The sequence below is a fragment of the Alteromonas macleodii genome, assembly GCF_903772925.1.
GTDB lineage: Bacteria > Pseudomonadota > Gammaproteobacteria > Enterobacterales > Alteromonadaceae > Alteromonas > Alteromonas macleodii_A.
The window spans coordinates 2,012,191-2,031,380 of record NZ_LR812090.1 but is presented as its reverse complement, the minus strand read 5'-3'; the positions used below and the strand labels follow the sequence as shown (position 1 = coordinate 2,031,380).

The window sequence follows — 19,190 nt, the reverse complement described above, 5'->3', positions numbered from 1 at the left end:
CTTTCAATTTATTGTTCGGCGGCGAGCAGATAGTTAGCAAGAACTTCGTAACCGTTTTGCCTTGCAAGCTGCTCTGGTGTATTGCCATCATAACCTTTCAAATCTAACCTAGCTCCTGCTTCCACCAATACTTTCGCTGCCTCTAAATGCCCATGCCACACTGCGTCATGAAGCGGTGTATACCCGTTGTTAGGACCTTGCGCGTTAAGCACTTCCTGAAAGCCAGGATATTGACTAAGTAACGTCAGCATGTCTGCACGCCCAAAATATGCGGCTTTGTGTAAAGCAATTGCGGCCATGTAGGCGCCGGTAAGCGTTTGATCTGCACCGTTATCTAGCAACAGCTTTGCTACTTTCAGGTAGCCTTTCATCGCTGCAAGCAGCAGCGCGCTATGAAAATCACTGCCTTGTTTCAATACGGGCGCAACCGCATTAACGTCATACCCTTTTTCTAGCAGCACCTTTATTTCAGCTACCATTTCTTCTTCAGACAGCGCTTGGTTAGCAACGACCATATAAATGGCTGCTTTTTCTTGCGCTTGCTGCAGCGTTTTCGCTTCATGAGCCGCAAATAGCGCGTTAATGGTGGTAACATCTTCATTTAACGCTTTATCGTTTGCTTTTGTACCGCTTCGATTAAACCCAAGGGCTGTAGCGCCTGCCGCTGAAATAACGGTGGTATCGATGTCGGGCAAACTTAATAAATATTCCACCGCGGGAATATTTCGGTGCCACACGGCCAATAGCAGTGGCGTTCCGCCCAGGCGTACTGACTGCAAGTTTACGAATGCCCCCTCCTTCACAAGCAGTTTAACAAGGTCTAAGTTTCTTCCTTGAACAGCCAGATGAAGCGGCGCTACCCCCATTAATCTATCGAGTCCGTTAACATCTGCGCCGCTGTCTATAAGTGCCTTAACACGCTGTATATCGTTATCCCACACTGCTTTGTGCAGCGGTGTTAGGTTCTGATTTATGTTGCTTTCAAACTTACTTGAATAGAGCGCCCCGATTGCTTCGTTTGCCAAGGCTTCGCTAAACGAAGCGGTAATGCCCATGCCAGAGAGCACAATTAACGCCAGAGACTGGCAGGTTTTTCTTGTAAACGGCATAGGTTTATTCATTGTCTCGCCTAACTTTTTAAATGCTTTTTGTCTTGGTTTTAAATTCTGGTTTTGAGTTTTTAGCACGTTGTTAATCTCTACAAAGGACTAACAACGTAACTGTCGATGATTACTTTACCTTCGGTATCAATATGCACATGCCAGCGCTCTTTTACCTGTACCTCAACCGATTCCCCTTTAAAGTCAGACGATTGAAATGTGTCAGCGCTAAGGTTAATTCGAAGGTCTACTGTAAATCCATTGGGCTTCGCTGAATCAGCATCGGGTTTGATATCAATTTGATCTACACGGTGCTCACAGTTAGGTTTAAACGTCTTGCGTGCCCACGCGTACCAGTCGTTGAATCCAGCATGGCCTTGAAATCGTCCCTCTGGCGCTTGCCAGACAACCTCCTCGCTGAGATTCGGTAGAAAAGCTTCACTTGACGCCGGCAATTGATCGAACTGCCCAAACCACGTCGTTACAAACTGTTTGATACGCAATTCTGGTGAGTTCATCAAAGCATCTATAGCATCGGCTACCCGCTTACCATGTTGATCACCACGGGCCTGAACGTCTGAAAGCGTGTTGTAAACACCTTCAATGTACACCATGCGATGGCTGTAAATTGGCTTGTGGTACTGCATTTTTGCAAGATAAGCGAGCTGTTCTAGCGGGCGTAAGAATTCTTCCACACTGAAATGGTTATAGCCTAGCGGTCTATAAGACTCTTTTGGGCCACCTACCGAAATGGACAGTAAAAAGTGCTTATTCGCCAGCTTGTCTCCTTCAGGGCCAAACGCAAAATTATAAGTAAATACTTGGTCAATCCAGCGCTTAAGTAAAGCTGGTACAGAATACCAGTAGAAAGGAAACTGCAGCACAATCACCTCAGCGTCAAGCAAGGCTTTTTGCTCTGCCTCAACATCAATTGGGTTGTTAGAATAAAGGGTGTCCAAGCGTCTAACTTCAATGTCGTTTATGCGCTTAGTCAGGCTTTGCAAAATAGCGCTATTAGCATTGGACTGGTCTAAATTAGGATGGCCGGAGATAACTAATACTTTACTCATTACTTCTACCTTTGCGTGATAATTTTATGGTTAGTTCAAAGTGAACAGATAGAAGTTTATGCTTGAATGACCTTTAGTTTTAGATGATGATTAACTTAAAGATTATTAGAATGAAACTAACAATTAAAATCTAGACAAAATTTCAGGCTCGAAGCAGTTTGATCAATTTTGTAAGTTAGGCTTTCAAGAGGCGCTATAAGTGAACGGCACCACATTTCAACAACTTATTGTTTTTCATGCTATTGCCGATGAAGGCAGTATTAGTGGCGCTGCTCGCCAGTTAGAAATGGCACCGCCGTCTGTAAGCCACGCGCTTAAATCTCTAGAAGCAAGTGTGGGCGTTCCTTTGTTCAATCGAACCACGCGTAGAGTTGAATTAACCGATGCGGGAAAGTTACTTAAGCAGCAAACTCATCATGCTATCGACACGTTAGATATTGCATTTGAAGAGGTCAACGCCCTTAGCTATACCCCTAGGGGCACGGTTCGTATCACCACTCCCCGCTTCGCCTTCCAACAGCTTTTGGCGCCTTATTACCAAGAGTTTTGCGAGCGCTATCCAGACTTAAAGCTTGAGGTATCGATAAACGACGCAGCCGTAAATTTGATTACCGATGGGATGGATGTGGGTATTCGCTTTGGTGATAGGATAGAACAAGGCATGGTGGCAAAGCGATTAACTAAAGCCACGAAAGAATGTTTGTTCTGCTCACCTCAATACGCTGAAAAGTATGGCCTTCCCTCGTCTATTGATAGCCTTCAGCAACACAAGCTCATTCAATATCGTTTTATTACCTCTAACAAACTTGCGCCACTTCATCTGTGGCAAAACCAGCAAGCTGTTAGTGTTTCAATGCCGATTGCTATGGTAGTCAACGATACAGATTTGATGATTGATGCTGCCAAAAAAGGGTTAGGTATAGGAAGAATTGTTGAGCCTATGGTGGATGAATTATTTGAAACCGGCGAGCTTGTTCCCGTACTTAAAGAGAACTGGTTTCCTTATTCAGGGCTGTTTATGTATTTTCAGCAACATAGTCAAAAGGCCCAAAGAATTAGGGCCTTAATCGACTTTCTTGAAGAAAAGCACGCCGTTTGACGCTAGCGCCTGTTGGTTTTTACTGTGCATCAAATCTCAACAGGTGTTAGTAACTTGTTTGCTTTCAGTTCGCTAGGGTATCGTTTTTAACTTGCTGCAGATGCGCTAAGCGGTCTTTCGCATTTTCTGGCGCAATCGCTAAAATATCGCGACTGCCCGTCTCCTCTCTTTTTTCTAATGTCACTGAAGTAATCAGCCATTGCCCTTCTATTTTTCTGAAAGTGAAGTGGTAGATACCCGAAACTTGCCAAAAACCATCATGCCCAAGCCAGTGACTGGCAGTAAACGGCACGTTAGCAAACGCTATATCTTCTTTTCGGTTAATACTTGGGTTTCCCAAGTTGTGAAATGTTTTGTCAAAACCAGGCAAAAAAGCCGCCCAGTTTTGCATCAAGACCTCACGTTTTTGGGTTACCGCATCGCCCCCAAACAAACTGGTGTAGTCTGTTGTTACATGTGGGGCAAACAGTAAGGTTAAGTATTCATACGCATTGTTGTCAGCTAATGCTGAAAAGCTATTAAGGTTGCTGTGAATACTTGCAATGTCTTTATCACGGTTCAAATAGGGTGTGGCAGCATGGCCCATAGTATAAACTCCAACTAACATGACACAAATTATGGCTTTAAATTTCATTTCTGAGCCTTTAATAGGTAAACACTCGCTTTAAAATGCGCTGTCGAAGTGAGAAACTACGGCGTTAACGGCTTTTTCAACAGCTTCGGGTTGGTCGTAGAAGTCAAATTGATTGATATTATCTAGCCAAATTGCATTTACCGAATCAGTCGCGTTTTCCAAATACTGATGTGCACCTTGTGGCAGCGCCATCGCTTCTGATGCAGCCATTAAAACCGGTATAGTCTGTTTTGATGCACTTAACTGCGCATTGTAATTAAGCCAACCGCTCCATGACGTGACGTTGAATTTGTTGTCGTAGGCAGGCAACAAACCTCGTGATTGCTCAGTGTAATAAGGTGCGTTGTACATCAAAGCATTTTCATTGGTTAAACTTGCCGCTTCAATAACTAATGGCTCGGATTTGTCTTTCTCTGCCGCTGCTAACGCAAGTAATTGATTGCGACTTTCTTCACCGCCATATATTGCTGTTGCCATTGCTTCATCATGTAACCAAGGGGCCACTACTGCCACCGCGCCTAACCGTGTATTTTGGCTAAATTGAGGTTTTTGAACCGCAGCATCAAGCATATAGCCCGCTGAGGCACAAATGGCCAAGCCAGCAATACGGCTGCTGTCGACCTGCTCGACATTTGGCAGCGCTTTGATAACAGCCTGTATATCTTGCGTTTTACGAACAGGATCTTCAAGATACGCGGTTTGGTTGTCATCGGTATCTCTTGACGCTCCCCAACCTCTAAAATCAAATGTAACAGCAGCGTAGCCTCTCTCTGCTAGTGCTGTTGCATAAACGGCTGGCATTTGCTCTTTTACAGATGTCCATGCACCCGTAACAACGACCACTGGTGGATTAGCAATACCTTTTGGAAGGTATAAATTTGCAGCCAAGTTGCCCACTTCTGTGTTTAACGTGATATTTTCCATTTGAAATCCTTGCTGGTTGTATTGACGATGACTATTTTTGATCTCACTGCTTAACTGCGCCTGATCAGCGTTTAGTTGTTCAATGCTTGCTCGGGCTTGGTTTAACGCGTCTGTTTGCGATGGTTGTTGAGCGTGTGATACGCCCGGTTGTAGTATGATCAGTGGCGATATCAAAAGTGACTGTGCAATTACTGTTATGGTAGTTTTAAGCATTTGGCTGTGCTCTTTAAGTGGGTAATCAATGAGCACAGGATATGAAATAGTGCGCCTTAGTTATTGCACATTAATGCTAATTATTTGTAGGTTATTGCTAAAGGAAACATAAAGCTTGAAGTCACGTTTAGCCTTTTTTGATCATGCGACACATCAACCTTCATCGTGCAAAGACGTACTAGATATTGCGTTTTCAAACGACGGTCTCGATTGGAAAGGCATCATTTTAGAGAAAGGAAAGTCGCCTCACTTTTACCCTCAAAATGTGTATACCCCTTATTTCTATTTCGCACTCGCCCTTGAAAGCGATCTGAATTGGAACATAGAAGCGAATGGAAGTATGGTTTCTTTAAAAACCAGTCCGGGAAACATTTGGATAAATCCACCTAAAACGCCGTTTACACACGATATATCCGAGCCTTGTTATTTTGTTATTTTAGCGGTTGAAGAACGTGTATTTTTAGACGCATGTCCGTTTAAGGTAGAACACGAACAACTGCAGTTTCTGAACAACTACAACGTGGAAGACGAGACCATAAAGGGGCTAATTGAGCTTCTGTTATTAGAGACACAAGCAAAGGGTCGTAATGGGAAAGCCTATTTAAGTAACTTATTGTCTGCACTTTCTGCTCATTATATCCAAAATTATTCAAATTACCGCGACCTTCAAGATTCCTCAGCAAAGAGTGTCAAAATAGGCAAGTCACAGATAGATAAGATTGAGCAATACATTAAAGAAAATATCGGCAGTACCATTAATGTAGATGCGCTGGCCGAGCTTGTTTTTTGCAGCAAGTTCCACTTTTTAAGAGAGTTTAAAAAGAGTGTTGGGGAAACACCTTACCAATTTATTACCCAATACCGTGTTGAGCAAAGTAAAAAATACTTACTCGCGAATACTCATTCCATGAGCGACATCGCGTTATTACTGGGATTCAATGATCAATCTCACTTCAGTCGTGTTTTCAAAAATCACGAAGGCATTACCCCAAGCCAATTCATTAAACAATACAGCACCTAGAATAAAGTTACCTTTGGGCACAACCTACTCAATAAAGCCCTTGCTAAGACTTTATGGGTAACTGTCCTAATGCCGCTGCGCATGCCAAGCCAATGGCAAACGTCATCGCCACACTGGTGAAGGTGCCCAAAAGTACATACTCGGTAAGTTTTCTATCCTGGTGCTTAGTTAAATCACCGAAACGGAAAATAGATTTAGCTGCAATAAGAAACCCTATAGCGGAAAACTGATTTAACAATACAAAAGTTAACATGAGTACACGTTCTAAATAGCCAATTCGTTGACCTGCCAGCGACAAGGTTTGTTGTGCTTCAGTGGTTATCGTAGGCGGATCATTAGGATGGGCTGATGGGGGTTTGTTAGTTAAAACTTCACTGCTCCAAGGGGACAGTAGTTGCTTTATAATAATTGAGCTGGGCTTAAGCACGGCTAAATAGGCAAGAAGCACCGCTAAATGTTGTGCACCTAGTAGCTTTAGTAACGCTAGTGCGCTGTGCCATTGGTTTGTGTCATATAAAAACACGCCCAAGATCACAGCCACGTGTGCAAGCTGATCGATGACAAACGCGGTAGTATTTTGGGAGCAATAAGACTTAATCACGTCAATTTTAAAATGAGAAACCGCTATTATAAGCGTTGCGATGCCTATTGTAGCCATGCTGCCGTTGCCGGATAAAAGCACTAATGCGATAAAGGCAAGTGCACCATGTAGTAGTGCATGTAAATACAAAGGTAACGCTAGCGCGTGTCGCTCGTTTCTTTGCTTTACCCAAGAATAGGGTTGAAAATAAAAGTCGGCAAGCAAGTGTGCAAGTAGTAACCCCACCAATAGTTCAGGCTGTGCAAAGTCAGGAACGGCGTTAACGATAGCGCCTTTTGATGTTTCAGCTATCATTTAACGCTCCAGTTATGGCGTGCTTCATATATTCAAGGTATTCAGCAACAAGCTTGTAATTACTCGCGTTAAGAATTCGACTCACATTACTTCTATTTTTATTAAGTAATGCCGCTATATTGTCATGACTTTTGTCCGAGGCTTCAAGGTAGGTCAGTAAGGTTTCTGATTGGGTTTGTGTTAAGCCGCTTGCATGAGTATCCGCAAAGCGTGTAAGTAACTGAGTTTTGTTTTCTAGCTCGGTATTGCTGCTGGAAAAAGCAAGGTAATTGGGTTTAATCGAATCAAGTCCGCGCCCTGATAAAACAAAGGCTTCCCCCGTGCCTGTTTTCACTTCTTTAGGACGAAAATGTGCTTCACCCACTGCTACGCTTATTCTTACATCAACGCTTGGCATGCGTGCTTTTAGCGCTAAACGTAAACCTAATGCAATGTGCATACTGTACTGAGGTTGGTTCACCGCCAGCTGAAATGCGTCGCCGCGATAAATGTCAAAATGGCCGTCATACTGCTTAGCGTAATTCGATAAGTGCTGTTTTAGTGCAGTGAGGATATCTCTGAAGTCTTCGTCTGTATAAGACTGGGAGTCTGTGATATCGCCGGTCAGCACGCCAGCATAGCTCTTCAGTTTATTATTTATTGCGTTGTTTTTGTTCGTGTTCACTTTGCGCCGCCGTGATCTTTTTTCATTACAAGAAACGCTTTGACTTGTTATCACTATGACACGCCTATCCATCAAATTCAAAAACAATCACACTTTAAAATGTGATTAAAAATAATCACAAACAAGGATGTGACTAATATCTGCAACGTTAGCGTAAACGTTTATGTAGTTTAAACGCGCACATTGACTATGTAGAACAATCATTCTACCATGAGGGTAGAATGATTATTCTACATAGTCATGTATGGAATCAAGCGCTATACCCAAGCAACTGCTAGGGCCGCTTACAGAATCATTAGATAATTTTTTAAAAGAGGTAAAGGTAATGACGCCCAAACAAATTGAACTAGCCTCAAAATTAGAAAAGGCCTTTGCACTCTATGGTTTCGCAGAACCTAATGTGGCAAAACTAAAAGACTACACAGGTACAACGCTTAAAACCCTATACAAGTACTTCCCGTCAAAAGAAGATATGATTATTGGTGCGCTTAACTATAGGCACAGCCGCTATATTTCATTTTTAGAGGAACACTGCCCTTCTTCTCGAAAAGAGGCACTTCACCACATATTTGAACGTTTAGCGCTATGGCTTAGTAGCTTTGCCCCGCGAGGCTGTATGTCGCTTCAAGCGTTGGCGAGTTACCCTGACAACCAGCAAATTGAAGCGGCCGTTAATGAACATAAGCAAGCGGTTTGGTCGTGGCTAAATGAAAAGCTACAAGACGAAGTTCTATCCAATAGCGTGTTTTTGCTGCATGAAGGTATGTCATCAGCATGGCCTACTCTTGGGGATAAAGCGCTCACTGCAGCGCAATCTACGTTAAATACACTGCTTGATTAGCACCTTTTTATTGGCTTCATTCTTAACATTTACTTATTTCAATTTACATCCTAGGTGGACATTATGAGAACCTTACCCAGCAAAATGTATGGCGTACAGTTAACAAAGCACGGCGACCTCGATGCACTTACCTTTAATGACAATATTCCCATGCCCGCGCTAACAGACAATGATGTGCTTATAGAAGTGCGCGCAGCGGGTGTTAACAATACGGACCTGAATACACGTAAAGGCTGGTATTCAAAAGGTGACAATGATGCAGAAGACGCCAGTTGGGGAGGTAACGCTTTAAATTTACCTCTAATTCAAGGGGCTGATGTTTGTGGTTATATTGTTGCTGTAGGAAAAAGTGTAGATCCAAATCGTATTGGTGAAAGAGTAATCATAGAGCCGTGCCTGATTGAAGCCGATAGCAAAGAGCTTGAATCTCCTTGGTACTATGGTTCGGAGTGTAACGGTGGTTTCGCTCAATATACCAAAGTGGCCGCCCGTCACGCACACGCCGTAAATACAGCTATGTCTGACGTTGAACTCGCATCTTTTCCTTGTTCATATTCGACAGCCGAGAATCTTTTGTACCGCGCTAATGTTCAAGCTAACGAGCGTGTTTTCATTACAGGTGCATCGGGTGGTGTTGGCTCTGCAGCAGTTCAACTTGCAAAAGCCCGCGGCGCTTACGTGGTGGCAGTAACCAGTGAAGAAAAGAAAGCAACATTGCAGGATTTAGGCGCTGATGAAACCATTTTACGTGATGATGATTGGGCTAAGTATGCTAAAAAAGCACCGTTTGATGTTGTCGTTGACCTTGTAGCTGGACCCCGCTGGCCCGAATTACTTGAAATTTTAAAACCTTTTGGACGCTACGCTACGTCTGGCGCAATAGCTGGCCCTAACGTTAATTTAGATGTGCGAACCCTGTACTTAAAAGATCTAACCTTACTAGGCTGTACCATATTGAATGAAGGCGTGTTTGAAAACTTAGTTAACCACATCGAAAAGGGTAACATTAAACCTCTGGTATCTAACACCTACCCCTTAACAGATATTAAGCAGGCACAAATAGACTTTGAAAAGAAAAACCACGTTGGTAAGTTAGTATTGCAAGTATCATAGGTTAACGTAATTTTGGTTAGATTATCTTGGGTTAGATTATCTTGGGTTAAAGTACCAAGCTTCATAAGTTTAGTTAGCTTTATTTAAAGCCTCCAGACTTTAATGTATGCGCAACGTTGCAATTAAAACGTTGCGCAATTCCTACCTGAGTTTTTGGCGCGATAAAGCGCAGAATCTACGTCTTCGATAAATGAGGTGGCATTATAGTGTTCTTTTTCTACACTATTGTGTTTTGTTGATTGACGACTATTAAAACAAGCCATACCAATACTGACCGTAAGGATGCCTTTAATTTTTGATTTTTCATGAGCTATCGACAGCTGTGATACATTGCGTAGAATTCTAGCGGCGATACACTCTAAGGCATCACTATCGGTGTTTGGCAGGATAATAGCGAACTCTTCCCCACCGTATCTTGCTACTAAGTCGTCGTTACCCAAACAACTATTAGAAAGCGTTTCAGCCACACTCTTAAGTACGTTGTCGCCAGCTACGTGCCCGTAGTAGTCGTTATATTGTTTAAAATAATCCACATCAATTAACAATAAACTAATGGGAATATCATTCTGTTTAGAACGTTCCATATCGGATTTTATCGTTGCATCAAATAAGCGCCTATTCGCAAGCCCCGTAAGTCCGTCGATATTTGCTAAGCGCTCTAACTGCTTATTCGCGTCAAGCAGCTCTATCTGCATTTTTTGTAACGCTTTTCGGTTATGCAAGTTTTGAAGCGTATTGCCAAGCATTTCACCTATACGACGTAAGTATTCAATATCGAACGCTTTCCATGAGTAAGGCGCGCCAATGATATCGCACCCGATAAAGCCATACATTGTGCCGTCGACCATAATGCGAACACAAAGAAGCGAGAAAATTCGTTGTTCTTCAAAACTCTTCTTTTCCAAAGACGCTGATTCTGGGAGCGCTGAAACGTCATCGACCTTAAACAGCCCGTTAGTGATATGGCTCATAAAAAAAGGCATCGTATCAATTGGAATGTTTTGTAGCTTATTTATGTAGGGAATAACTCCCGCAGCCACCCATTCATGGGTATTTGACATCAATACGCCGTCATCGTTAAATTCAAATAAGTAACACCTATCTACATCGCAAAACGCACCAAATGCGGCTAGCGCCTGATCAATAATACTATCTAGCTCATTAACGTTGGCATTGATTAATTTTGAAGAGAAGTTAGTAAGCAGCTGATTGAACGTAATGTGCTGATTAATTTTAGATTCTTTTTGGCTAAGGTCTAACAGCCCTGTGATATCAGTTTTTATATAAAGAACAATCCAATCATCGGTAGTGGTAGTAACAACATTTCCATCAACGAAACAATTCATGGTTCTAGAACTTGTTTGAAGTCGAAAGTAACCGTTGACCTCCAAGCCAGATTCGATAAGAGAGAAAGGGTCATCTCCTACTGCTACTTCTTCTTTCGAACTCTGGTCAAAGAACGTAAATAAACTCCTTTCTGATGTTTCTAAGTCAATTATTCCAAAACATTTTTCGAAATATTCACTCGCATAAATATCTGGGCTACCAGCACATTTAAACAATATGCTGGATGGCATTTGGCGAAAAATGGATATAACTTCTTTTTTATTCAACGTTTTTCTCGGTAGGGTGCTCTCTTTAAAAGTAGCAGTACTTCAACAACAGTAAAGCTATGGAGCACCTATTAAGGTCAAATTTCTTTCAATTTGATTATTAAACTTATTTAAGAATTATCCGTACCAACTGACGAGTGCTACCCAACAGGATCTAACGTTAATTATGAGCGACTCTATCGTAGAACTTTTAGATGAAATGTATGATAAGGAAAGCGAAAAGACGTCACTAGGTGAAATTGTCGATCGCTTTGAAGACCGAGGATTTGGTCCGCTTCTCTTAGTACCCGCTCTTATTGCTCTACTTCCTACCGGAGCGATACCAGGCGTACCTACCTTATGTGGTTTGACGTTGTTTTTTATTTGTATTCAGGCAGCTTTAGGTAAGAAAAGCCCTTGGCTACCAAAGGCACTTAAACGAAAAGAAGTGAGTTCAAATAAACTAGAAAGCGCCATAGACACAGCTAAGCCCTACGCTAAAAAGTTCGAAAAGCTACTTAAACCCCGTCTCACATTTTTATCAGATACACCGGTAAAGAATATTATCGCTGGATATTGTGCGCTTGCGGCACTTTGTATGATCCCGTTAGAAGCACTTCCTTTTGCCGTAGCCCTTCCTGCTTTCGCCCTTTGTATTACTGCTTTAGGTATGACTAACCGCGATGGTGTGTTTTTGTCTATTGGCATTTTAATGCAGCTAGGTACTGGGTATTTGGTGATGAAAGCGCTTGGCGTAATTTAATTCGCCCTAACTGTTTTTTGCTATCCTTTGCTCGCTTTTCCAGCTTTTCTCAAAAGCTAACGCTCCAAACACAAATACTGTCGTTTAAGGAACGAAAGCCGTACTCCTTACACACTTTTTTTACTGCCATTCTTTTTTTTAGTTTGATATTTACGTACTATTCTTCGTTTAAAAGCCTGTACTTTGGTACAGGTATTTTGTGACAAGTCATTACCTACGAAGAAATAGGCTATAAAACTATATGAAGAGAATGTTAGCAGTATCTCTTGCGTTATTTTCGTTTGCTACTTTTGCTGAAAACTGTGTATTTAGCTGCCCTATTGGCTTAGGCGGGCAAACTATTACTCGCTCTATTTACACCTTAAACAACAATCCGCAGACCAAATTTGCCAATTGGGTGGCGTATCACGTAACGCCCGACACCATCGACGGCCCTTCGCGAAGCAGAAACTGGAAGGCAGATCCCGAACTTCAAGATGAAAGCACGCTTGAGCCTAACGATTATAAAGGAGCGTGGCGAGAGATAGGTACAGATAGAGGGCATCAGGTTCCCCTCGCCTCTTTTAGCAACTCACCAGACTGGCGGGAACTCAACTATCTTTCAAACATTACACCCCAAGACTCTGATTTAAACCAAGGACCATGGGTTAAATTAGAAAATGCTGTACGTAGTTTAGTAAGAACAGGGCAAGATGTGTATGTGGTTTCAGGCCCACTTTACGAAACATTTTTCGCAGCCTTACCCGGTGCCGATGAGCTTCATAGTATCCCTAGCGGTTACTTTAAAGTGGTCGTAAGTGAAGTTAACGGTTTAGTGGAAGCATCTGCGTTTATCATGCAGCAAAACGCCTCTCGCCGTGATGATTACTGCACAACACAAGTCACCATTGATGAAGTAGAGGCAAGAACCGGGTTAGATATTATGCCAGTATTACCCGATGAAAGTGAGCAAACCATTGAAGGCAAACTTGGCAGGCTAGCGATGCGACTTGGCTGTGGCTAAGCTCTATGTATAGCTGACAGAACGCGTTATTCTGACACGCTAATAGGCAGCCTTTTCCTTTGCTAACTAGTTGCTTTTAAAAGGCTGCAATAGCAAGGCGCGAATTGAAGCGTTCTCTTTTATCGCAGGTACATCCTGTTGGCCTATGGAAAGTGTTTCATCGCTTTGCTTCGCTCTAGGGGTAAAGCTTTTAAAAAGCCTGTCCCACCAAGATACGCTGAAACCATAGTTAGAATTTGATTCTGTTTTAGCTTGGCTATGGTGTATACGGTGCAAGCGTTGGGTAATAAGCACCCATCCAATTCTGTCATCCCACCTTTGCGGTATTCGAATGTTTGCGTGGTTGAACAGCGCAAACCCGTTAAGTGCCACTTCAAAAATAACAATAGCAGTGGCTGGTATGCCTAGTATCGCTACTGCCAAAGCTTTAACGCCTAGACTAATAGCAATTTCAACAGGGTGAAACCTAAGGCCTGTAGTGGTATCGACATGACTGTCGGCGTGATGCATTTTGTGGAAACGCCATAAAAAAGGCACCGTGTGAAACAATCGATGCTGCCAGTAAATAAGCATATCCAGCAGCAGTACGCTTAAAACCACTATACCGACAAATAGAGCGTTGCCGTATTGGGCATTATTCATTTGAGCAGTGGACTGCAAAGTGCTGTCTGTTTTAGCTGTTACCAGGTTAAACAGCCCAACGCCCTCTTGCTGAGCCCATATCGATACGCCAACTAATGTTGCTGGAAGTAAAACTCTAGATACTAGTGCCCCTAACACCACCATGGAAAGGTTACCTACCCAGCGTGTTTTTCTATTTAACACGGCATTACGCGCTGGGAACAAGGCTTCCAGTATCGCCATAAAGGCAAAGATACCAAGAAATACACTTAGTCGAATAATAGACGCATTATCCACTACAGCTCTCTTTTCGATTCAATTTCATGTTTATTTCTTAACGACTAATTACGCTTTGTGCACAGAGAAGGCGCAGTTTTTAGCCTTACCCCTTATCAGTTGTAACGCCCTAAATCTCATCATTTGTCGAACATTGTCTTTGTTCTACTTCTACTTTATTTAAGGTGCTGAACCCACCCGCAATTCGAGTGACAACCGTTACCGCGCAAGCAGCGGAAAAAATATAAGCAAGTGCCGCGAAATGCTCGGGCCAAATGCAAAAACCAAGAAACACTAAGATTGTTTCTGTGCCCTCGGTTAACCCCTGCATGTAATAAAAACTCTTATTTGCGAACTGTGGTCGGTCGATTTTAAATTTTTCAGCTACAATGGCAAAAGCCAAAAAGCTACTGCCCGTACCGATAAACGTGGCAAGTAGCACCATTGCTGGCATTCCCCAATTGTTGGGATCTGCAATACCAAATGCCAAGGGAATAGATGCATAAAACAAAAAGTCTAGGCATATATCAAGAAACCCACCTGCACTGCTGCTACTTTGTTGATAGCGTGCTAACTCACCGTCAATACCGTCAAATACTCTGTTAAGTATAATGCAGCTAAGTGCCATTCCCCACCAGTTAAAAATAATAAAGGGGACGGCAAGAATACCTAAAACAAAGCCTGCCACCGTAACTTGATTCGGAGTGATGCCTCTTGCATTCAGTGCTGTGATCAAAGGTTTTAATAGCGGTTTAATAAAAGGGGTGATTTTCGCGTCTAGCATGATGATAACTCTATTATTTGACCGCCAGCAGCAAAGGCGTCCTCTTTATCGTGTGTTACAAGTACTGCGGGAATATTTCGCGCTTTAAGCTGCTTAAATGTCCAGCTTCGAATTTGCTCACGAAGGGCAAAATCTAGCTTACTAAATGGCTCGTCTAACAATACGACGTCAGGTTGTGAAGCGAGCGTTCTTAGTAGAGAAACACGGGATTGCTGCCCGCCTGATAATGAAGTGACTGCGCGCTCCCCTATGCCTGCCAAGTCGACAGCGCTAAGCATTTCTTCGATAGCCTCCATTTTAGCCTTTCGATTTGTGTGACTGTCTTTAGGCATGGCAAAGGCAATATTTTCCGCAACCGTCATGTGCTCAAACAACAAGGCGTCTTGAAACATAATGCCTACTTTACGTAAATGAGCCGCTTTATCGTTTACTACAACGCCGTTAATTTTAATGATACCGCTAAAACTAAACGGCCCATGAAGTTGGCCGATAATTGCCTGCAGCAAAGTAGACTTTCCGGCTCCACTTGGGCCCATTACCGTTAAAATCTCTCCGACTTTCACACATACATTCACTTTTAATAGTGTGTTTTGTGCATGAGAAACCACTAGATTTTCTAAACTAAGCGCCATGTAATACTGCTCTACTCTTTTTCTCTGATGTACGTAACTTGTTACTTGGTTTTACTAACGCAGCAGGTAAATACCACGCCATCACAAAGCCAACTAATGGCATAATCGCTTGGATAATAACGAATACCGCCGTTAAGCGCGTACTGCTTCCCGACACTGATGCCACGGCTTCTGTTGTGATAGTGGCAATGGTGCCTCCTGAGGCCAATAACGTAGGCAGGTACTGGCTAAAGCTTATAGCAAGCCCCAACGCCCACGCCACCATAATGGCTGAAAACAGGGATGGTAATTTAATATGGTAGAACACTTGCCAGGGCGTTTTGCCTAGGCTTTGTGCAACCATTGCGTATCGTATATCGAATTTGCGATAGGCTACCGCCATAGACAAAAACACGTAGGGCACGACATAAACCATATGGGCGATGTAGGTATGAAACCAAACAGCGTCTTGCAGCACGAGCTGCTGGAACCAAACCAGTCCATATAAAAAAGCCACACCAGGGACCAATAGCGGTAAAAACAACGAGATAGAAAACGCCCTGTTAGCATTTATACCTGCAGGTTTAAGCAGCTCACTTTCTAGTGTGAATAGTACTAACCCCAATGCTGAGGTGCTTACCAATATGCCCAGTATTAAACTGTTAGAGAGTGGCGTTGCAAGCGTTTCAAGTGCTGTTCGCCAATGCAATAGTGTGGCACCTTCTGGCAATAAATTAGGGTAGTACCACTGCTTAGCGATTGAGTACATAAGTACCGAATAAACCACCGCGCCAATCATCGCAATGTATAGCGCTACAATGCTATAAGCGGCGCATTGCACAAGGCGATCAAAAAAGCGCCTGTTCCCTTTTGCAAGCCTTTTTCTTCCCGCATATATCACTATACGCTCGACACCTAATAACAGCATTAACGCCAACCCACTAACGGCAACCTGAAGCACGGCTGCACTGCTTGCCAATAGGCGCATAGATAAATCGATATGATTAAACCAATGCATAATGGCTACGGCCAAAGTGCTGGGGTTATTCCCTCCTAATATAAGCGGAATTTCCACGTTAGAGGTGGCAAAGACTAAGACTGCTAATATAGGGAATCTGATTTGTGTGAAGACAGTGGGCATTACAAGCTTAAAAAAGGTTGCCACGGGGGAATAGCCAAGCGCCGTGCCCACTTTGATATAGCCAGAAAGTTTACTTTTCACTAATGGCTGCGACATCACGCTTAACGCCATTAAAAGAATGAACGGCAGTTCTTTTAAACTTAATGCCAGTAGTATGCTTAGCCCCCCAGAGTCGTATGGAAAAAGCGCCTCGCCGCTACCGGGAATAACCGTATTTGTTCCTAGCGCGGTTATTCGAGCAAATATGCCTGACGGGCTGAATACAAATAGCAAAGCAATGGCTGCAGCAGCGTGAGGAAAAACAAGAAACGGACTTAATAAACCTTGAATTTTGTTAAGCCAATTCGATTGATAAAACGAAGCTAATAATAAAAACGCACCAGCCATCGCCAGTAATGTAGACCCCACCCCAGTAAAAATTGAAAGCCACACCATCTGCCAAATATCATCAAGCGCAAATAGCGTTCTAAAAACGTCTAGTGAAAAGCTGTTTGCGCCTATGGCAGGAAAATAGCCTAAAGCCGGAAACGCTACGCCAACCAACCCAGCCAAAACAGGAATGCACAGCAAAAGTAATAAGCACCAGCGTGCAACTTGCGTAAATTGAGCGAACATTAGTAGCGCGCTCCATAACGTTCGTACCATGCCTCTCGCAGCGCATCGGTCCAGCTTGAATGAGGCTCGGCCAGCAGGATCGTTGCTTGCGATTTATCTAACGTTGATGGGTGAGTATTACTTTCAACAAACAGTGCTTGGTCTGGCGCTGAAAGGCTTTCAATATCAAGCACCGTGTCGTCACCCCACACTTCTACCTTCTGCTTTTTAGCTTGTGCCTGTGGAGAGATCAGGAAGTTAACCACCGTTTTGGCCGCCGCTTTGTTTTTTGAGTTATAAGTAAGGCCTACAAAATGGACATTCGCCAGGCTGCCGTCTTGCATAACATAGGTACGAACATCGTCAGGTAAATCGAAACGAGTTACCGCCGAAGGAATTTCTGAAGCGGTAAAAGAGAAGGCCATTGAAAGCTCACCTGTCCCCACCAATCGTTGTAATTGGGAGGCTTGACGTAACATGTGCTTACCCTGTTGCCACATGGTAGGATGCAGCGCATCAAGATACGTCCACAAACTAGGTAAAACCGCATTGAGCGATTTATCATTTGCTGGCTGATAGAAAAGGCTTACCTTATCTTTATTAAGTGCAAGCGCTGCATACTTAATAAAACTAATACCTAAATAATCGCTCGGTACTGGGTAGGTAAATCTACCTGGGGATTTTTGGCTAAATCGTAGAAGCTCTTCTATGGTTTTCGGCGCCATAAGCCCTAGCGTATTTAAGTGTACGCTACGGTAGTAAAAAACCATAGAGGCTTTGCCCCAAGGCGCCTCCATTCCTAAAGTAGGCTCACCAAAATCTGTTGTTACAGCGGGGTTTTGATCTGGGTTGGTTAGGCTAAAGTTGTCAAGTTCTCCTACCCACGAAGTACTTAGCAGGTCGTGCTTTTTCATCGCAGCGAAGTTTTCGCCGTTTATCCATATAAGGTCAACACTCCCGTTTTTGTGGTTTCCCGCCGCCTTTTCAGCAAGTACCCGAGAAACCGCATCACTGGTGTCGGCCAGCTTCACATGTTGAAGTTCTATGTTAAAACGTGTTTTAACTTGCTCGGCTACCCACTGAAGGTAGCTATTGACCTGGGCGCTCCCCCCCCAGGCATGAAATCGAACAAGAGGCGGTTTTTCGCTGGCTGCTTCATCGCTAGCTTGGCCCAACGCAGGCTGGGCTACAACAAATACCGAAAAAATGACCATACAGGTAAAAAAGAGTACCTGCATGGGAGTAAAAAAGAGTCTATTTGTACTTAACTGTCCCGCAGCTTGCCACTCTGAATTCATTTGGGAAGCATTCAGAGTGCTAGCGTTAGCGTTAATGTTAGCGCTACTGTGCCGCATTAAGCGCCCAGTCATAGTTTAGATATTCGATATCCGCAGTGCCATTTTTTAACGCAGTCACTTGCGCTTCAGTTAATTGCATTGCGTCTTTATACAGCAAGATAAACTCATTGAGCGTCGACGTATCACGCCACTCGCCGTTTTTACCTTCAAAATCCTCACTGTACCAATCAAATATTTTTGATAAATAGAGTGTATTATCGCTCATTTTGTTGCGAGAGGTGTCAGCCAAAAACCGCTTAGTTTGTGCCTCTAACTGCGAATCTAGTTTGTCTGCCGTGTATGCTTCTTCACGAAGCGCTGGGCAGCCTACGCTCGCGCAATTCACCGCAAAATGAATGCGAGGCTCGTTATAGCTTTTTGTGGTTTGGTTTGTACCGCGAATAAGTTCGTGTTCAATTTCATCCAATGTGCGAGTTTCACCAAGCAGCGGGGCTATCTCTTTTTTCCAAGGCGAAGAAAAGAAACTTCCTAAATCTCGGATAGAGTCAATAGCTGGGTACTCAGTTAAAATAAGCTCAATGGTATAGGCGTTGTAAGCATTAATCAGAAAAGCGAGCTGTTTATCTTTACCCCATGAGTCGAATGTACTTTGCTCAACCTTAGATAAGCGCGCTAAATACTCGTTAAGCGTATTCCGCTCTTTTTTAAAGCCGTCGTAATTTACCTGTGTACTTGCGCCGTTAGAAATTGGCGTGACGTATTTACCTAATAAATTATCAAATGTGCTATGTAAGCCCTCTTCAGCACTAGCATAGAAACTTACGCTTGCAGCAAACAGCGCTAGGCTGCCTGCTGCAATACCACGTGCTACTGCACTATTACGTGATAAACGGGCGATTTTACATATAAAAGTCGTTAGAGTAGTTTTCATCT

General features: G+C 43.2%; 19 protein-coding genes. 6 read left to right on the top strand and 13 right to left on the bottom strand.

Going from position 1 to position 19,190, the window contains the following annotated elements:
* Positions 1 to 8: 8 nt before the first annotated feature.
* Both PCAR9_RS08760 and PCAR9_RS08755 read right to left on the bottom strand, forming a co-directional pair.
* Positions 9 to 1,121 (bottom strand): ankyrin repeat domain-containing protein, encoded by a 1,113-nt coding sequence (locus PCAR9_RS08760; RefSeq protein ID WP_179983265.1) that lies wholly within the window; start codon positions 1,119 to 1,121, stop codon positions 9 to 11.
* Positions 1,122 to 1,198: 77 nt separating this feature from the next.
* Positions 1,199 to 2,170: an NAD(P)H-dependent oxidoreductase gene (locus tag PCAR9_RS08755; protein ID WP_179983264.1), complete on the bottom strand. Its 972-nt coding sequence runs from the start codon at positions 2,168 to 2,170 to the stop codon at positions 1,199 to 1,201.
* A gap of 199 nt (positions 2,171 to 2,369) precedes the next feature.
* Between PCAR9_RS08755 and PCAR9_RS08750 the strand changes: the two genes are divergently transcribed.
* Positions 2,370 to 3,269: a LysR family transcriptional regulator gene (locus tag PCAR9_RS08750; protein WP_179983263.1), complete on the top strand. Its 900-nt coding sequence runs from the start codon at positions 2,370 to 2,372 to the stop codon at positions 3,267 to 3,269.
* Positions 3,270 to 3,333: 64 nt separating this feature from the next.
* Here the strand turns inward: PCAR9_RS08750 and PCAR9_RS08745 are convergent, their stop codons facing one another.
* Positions 3,334 to 3,903, bottom strand: coding sequence for a nuclear transport factor 2 family protein (locus PCAR9_RS08745; protein WP_179983262.1), 570 nt, complete (start codon positions 3,901 to 3,903; stop codon positions 3,334 to 3,336).
* A gap of 30 nt (positions 3,904 to 3,933) precedes the next feature.
* A complete protein-coding gene (locus tag PCAR9_RS08740; protein WP_232091163.1) occupies positions 3,934 to 5,040 on the bottom strand; it encodes an alpha/beta hydrolase in 1,107 nt (368 codons plus the stop codon).
* Between the two features lie 115 nt (positions 5,041 to 5,155).
* Between PCAR9_RS08740 and PCAR9_RS08735 the strand changes: the two genes are divergently transcribed.
* Positions 5,156 to 6,061 carry a helix-turn-helix domain-containing protein gene (locus PCAR9_RS08735; protein WP_179983261.1) on the top strand — a complete coding sequence of 302 codons (906 nt, stop codon included), beginning with the start codon at positions 5,156 to 5,158 and terminating at the stop codon, positions 6,059 to 6,061.
* A gap of 43 nt (positions 6,062 to 6,104) precedes the next feature.
* Here PCAR9_RS08735 and PCAR9_RS08730 read toward each other — a convergent pair whose 3' ends face one another.
* Both PCAR9_RS08730 and PCAR9_RS08725 read right to left on the bottom strand, forming a co-directional pair.
* A complete protein-coding gene (locus tag PCAR9_RS08730; protein WP_179983260.1) occupies positions 6,105 to 6,956 on the bottom strand; it encodes a DUF3307 domain-containing protein in 852 nt (283 codons plus the stop codon).
* Entirely contained in the window at positions 6,946 to 7,620 is a 675-nt protein-coding gene (locus tag PCAR9_RS08725) for a hypothetical protein (protein WP_179983259.1), read from the bottom strand. The genes PCAR9_RS08730 and PCAR9_RS08725 overlap by 11 nt, the downstream gene beginning before the upstream one ends.
* A gap of 325 nt (positions 7,621 to 7,945) precedes the next feature.
* Here PCAR9_RS08725 and PCAR9_RS08720 point away from each other — a divergent pair, with 325 nt between their 5' ends.
* Together PCAR9_RS08720 and PCAR9_RS08715 are read left to right on the top strand one after the other, a co-directional pair.
* On the top strand, positions 7,946 to 8,461 hold the full coding sequence (locus PCAR9_RS08720) for a TetR/AcrR family transcriptional regulator (protein ID WP_179983258.1): 516 nt from the start codon (positions 7,946 to 7,948) through the stop codon (positions 8,459 to 8,461).
* A gap of 63 nt (positions 8,462 to 8,524) precedes the next feature.
* Entirely contained in the window at positions 8,525 to 9,574 is a 1,050-nt protein-coding gene (locus PCAR9_RS08715) for an alcohol dehydrogenase family protein (RefSeq protein ID WP_179983257.1), read from the top strand.
* Between the two features lie 122 nt (positions 9,575 to 9,696).
* Here PCAR9_RS08715 and PCAR9_RS08710 read toward each other — a convergent pair whose 3' ends face one another.
* Positions 9,697 to 11,187: a sensor domain-containing diguanylate cyclase gene (locus PCAR9_RS08710; RefSeq protein ID WP_179983256.1), complete on the bottom strand. Its 1,491-nt coding sequence runs from the start codon at positions 11,185 to 11,187 to the stop codon at positions 9,697 to 9,699.
* A 166-nt stretch (positions 11,188 to 11,353) separates the two neighbouring features.
* On the opposite strand from PCAR9_RS08710, the gene PCAR9_RS08705 reads away from it, so the two are divergent.
* Complete coding sequence (locus tag PCAR9_RS08705) at positions 11,354 to 11,929, top strand: exopolysaccharide biosynthesis protein (RefSeq protein ID WP_179983255.1); 576 nt, start codon at positions 11,354 to 11,356, stop codon at positions 11,927 to 11,929.
* Between the two features lie 241 nt (positions 11,930 to 12,170).
* Entirely contained in the window at positions 12,171 to 12,932 is a 762-nt protein-coding gene (locus PCAR9_RS08700; protein WP_179983254.1) for a DNA/RNA non-specific endonuclease, read from the top strand.
* Between the two features lie 66 nt (positions 12,933 to 12,998).
* On the opposite strand, the gene PCAR9_RS08695 is transcribed toward PCAR9_RS08700, so the two are convergent.
* The 6 genes from PCAR9_RS08695 to PCAR9_RS08670 all read right to left on the bottom strand — a co-directional run bounded on the left by PCAR9_RS08695 (position 12,999) and on the right by PCAR9_RS08670 (position 19,188).
* Positions 12,999 to 13,850: a sterol desaturase family protein gene (locus PCAR9_RS08695; RefSeq protein WP_179983253.1), complete on the bottom strand. Its 852-nt coding sequence runs from the start codon at positions 13,848 to 13,850 to the stop codon at positions 12,999 to 13,001.
* A 109-nt stretch (positions 13,851 to 13,959) separates the two neighbouring features.
* On the bottom strand, positions 13,960 to 14,613 hold the full coding sequence (locus PCAR9_RS08690; RefSeq protein ID WP_179983252.1) for a CDP-alcohol phosphatidyltransferase family protein: 654 nt from the start codon (positions 14,611 to 14,613) through the stop codon (positions 13,960 to 13,962).
* On the bottom strand, positions 14,607 to 15,245 hold the full coding sequence (locus tag PCAR9_RS08685) for an ATP-binding cassette domain-containing protein (RefSeq protein WP_179983251.1): 639 nt from the start codon (positions 15,243 to 15,245) through the stop codon (positions 14,607 to 14,609). Before PCAR9_RS08685 ends, PCAR9_RS08690 begins: the two co-directional genes overlap by 7 nt.
* On the bottom strand, positions 15,235 to 16,980 hold the full coding sequence (locus PCAR9_RS08680) for an ABC transporter permease (RefSeq protein ID WP_179983250.1): 1,746 nt from the start codon (positions 16,978 to 16,980) through the stop codon (positions 15,235 to 15,237). The genes PCAR9_RS08685 and PCAR9_RS08680 overlap by 11 nt, the downstream gene beginning before the upstream one ends.
* The gene (locus PCAR9_RS08675) at positions 16,980 to 18,314 is read right to left on the bottom strand and encodes an ABC transporter substrate-binding protein (protein WP_420000783.1); all 1,335 of its coding nucleotides are present in this window, start codon (positions 18,312 to 18,314) and stop codon (positions 16,980 to 16,982) included. Before PCAR9_RS08675 ends, PCAR9_RS08680 begins: the two co-directional genes overlap by 1 nt.
* Complete coding sequence (locus PCAR9_RS08670) at positions 18,301 to 19,188, bottom strand: DUF547 domain-containing protein (RefSeq protein WP_179983249.1); 888 nt, start codon at positions 19,186 to 19,188, stop codon at positions 18,301 to 18,303. Before PCAR9_RS08670 ends, PCAR9_RS08675 begins: the two co-directional genes overlap by 14 nt.
* Positions 19,189 to 19,190: the final 2 nt, after the last annotated feature.

Excerpts from the sequence above, each read along its gene's own strand:
- PCAR9_RS08745 (WP_179983262.1), bottom strand. The coding sequence starts at position 3,903 with ATGAAATTTAAAGCCATAATTTGTGTCATGTTAGTTGGAGTTTATACT.
- PCAR9_RS08705 (WP_179983255.1), top strand. The coding sequence starts at position 11,354 with ATGAGCGACTCTATCGTAGAACTTTTAGATGAAATGTATGATAAGGAA.
- PCAR9_RS08685 (WP_179983251.1), bottom strand. The coding sequence starts at position 15,245 with ATGGCGCTTAGTTTAGAAAATCTAGTGGTTTCTCATGCACAAAACACA.
- PCAR9_RS08700 (WP_179983254.1), top strand. The coding sequence starts at position 12,171 with ATGAAGAGAATGTTAGCAGTATCTCTTGCGTTATTTTCGTTTGCTACT.
- PCAR9_RS08740 (WP_232091163.1), bottom strand. The coding sequence starts at position 5,040 with ATGCTTAAAACTACCATAACAGTAATTGCACAGTCACTTTTGATATCG.
- PCAR9_RS08720 (WP_179983258.1), top strand. The coding sequence starts at position 7,946 with ATGACGCCCAAACAAATTGAACTAGCCTCAAAATTAGAAAAGGCCTTT.
- PCAR9_RS08730 (WP_179983260.1), bottom strand. The coding sequence starts at position 6,956 with ATGATAGCTGAAACATCAAAAGGCGCTATCGTTAACGCCGTTCCTGAC.
- PCAR9_RS08760 (WP_179983265.1), bottom strand. The coding sequence starts at position 1,121 with ATGAATAAACCTATGCCGTTTACAAGAAAAACCTGCCAGTCTCTGGCG.
- PCAR9_RS08690 (WP_179983252.1), bottom strand. The coding sequence starts at position 14,613 with ATGCTAGACGCGAAAATCACCCCTTTTATTAAACCGCTATTAAAACCT.
- PCAR9_RS08715 (WP_179983257.1), top strand. The coding sequence starts at position 8,525 with ATGAGAACCTTACCCAGCAAAATGTATGGCGTACAGTTAACAAAGCAC.
- PCAR9_RS08755 (WP_179983264.1), bottom strand. The coding sequence starts at position 2,170 with ATGAGTAAAGTATTAGTTATCTCCGGCCATCCTAATTTAGACCAGTCC.
- PCAR9_RS08670 (WP_179983249.1), bottom strand. The coding sequence starts at position 19,188 with ATGAAAACTACTCTAACGACTTTTATATGTAAAATCGCCCGTTTATCA.
- PCAR9_RS08675 (WP_420000783.1), bottom strand. The coding sequence starts at position 18,314 with ATGCGGCACAGTAGCGCTAACATTAACGCTAACGCTAGCACTCTGAAT.
- PCAR9_RS08680 (WP_179983250.1), bottom strand. The coding sequence starts at position 16,980 with ATGTTCGCTCAATTTACGCAAGTTGCACGCTGGTGCTTATTACTTTTG.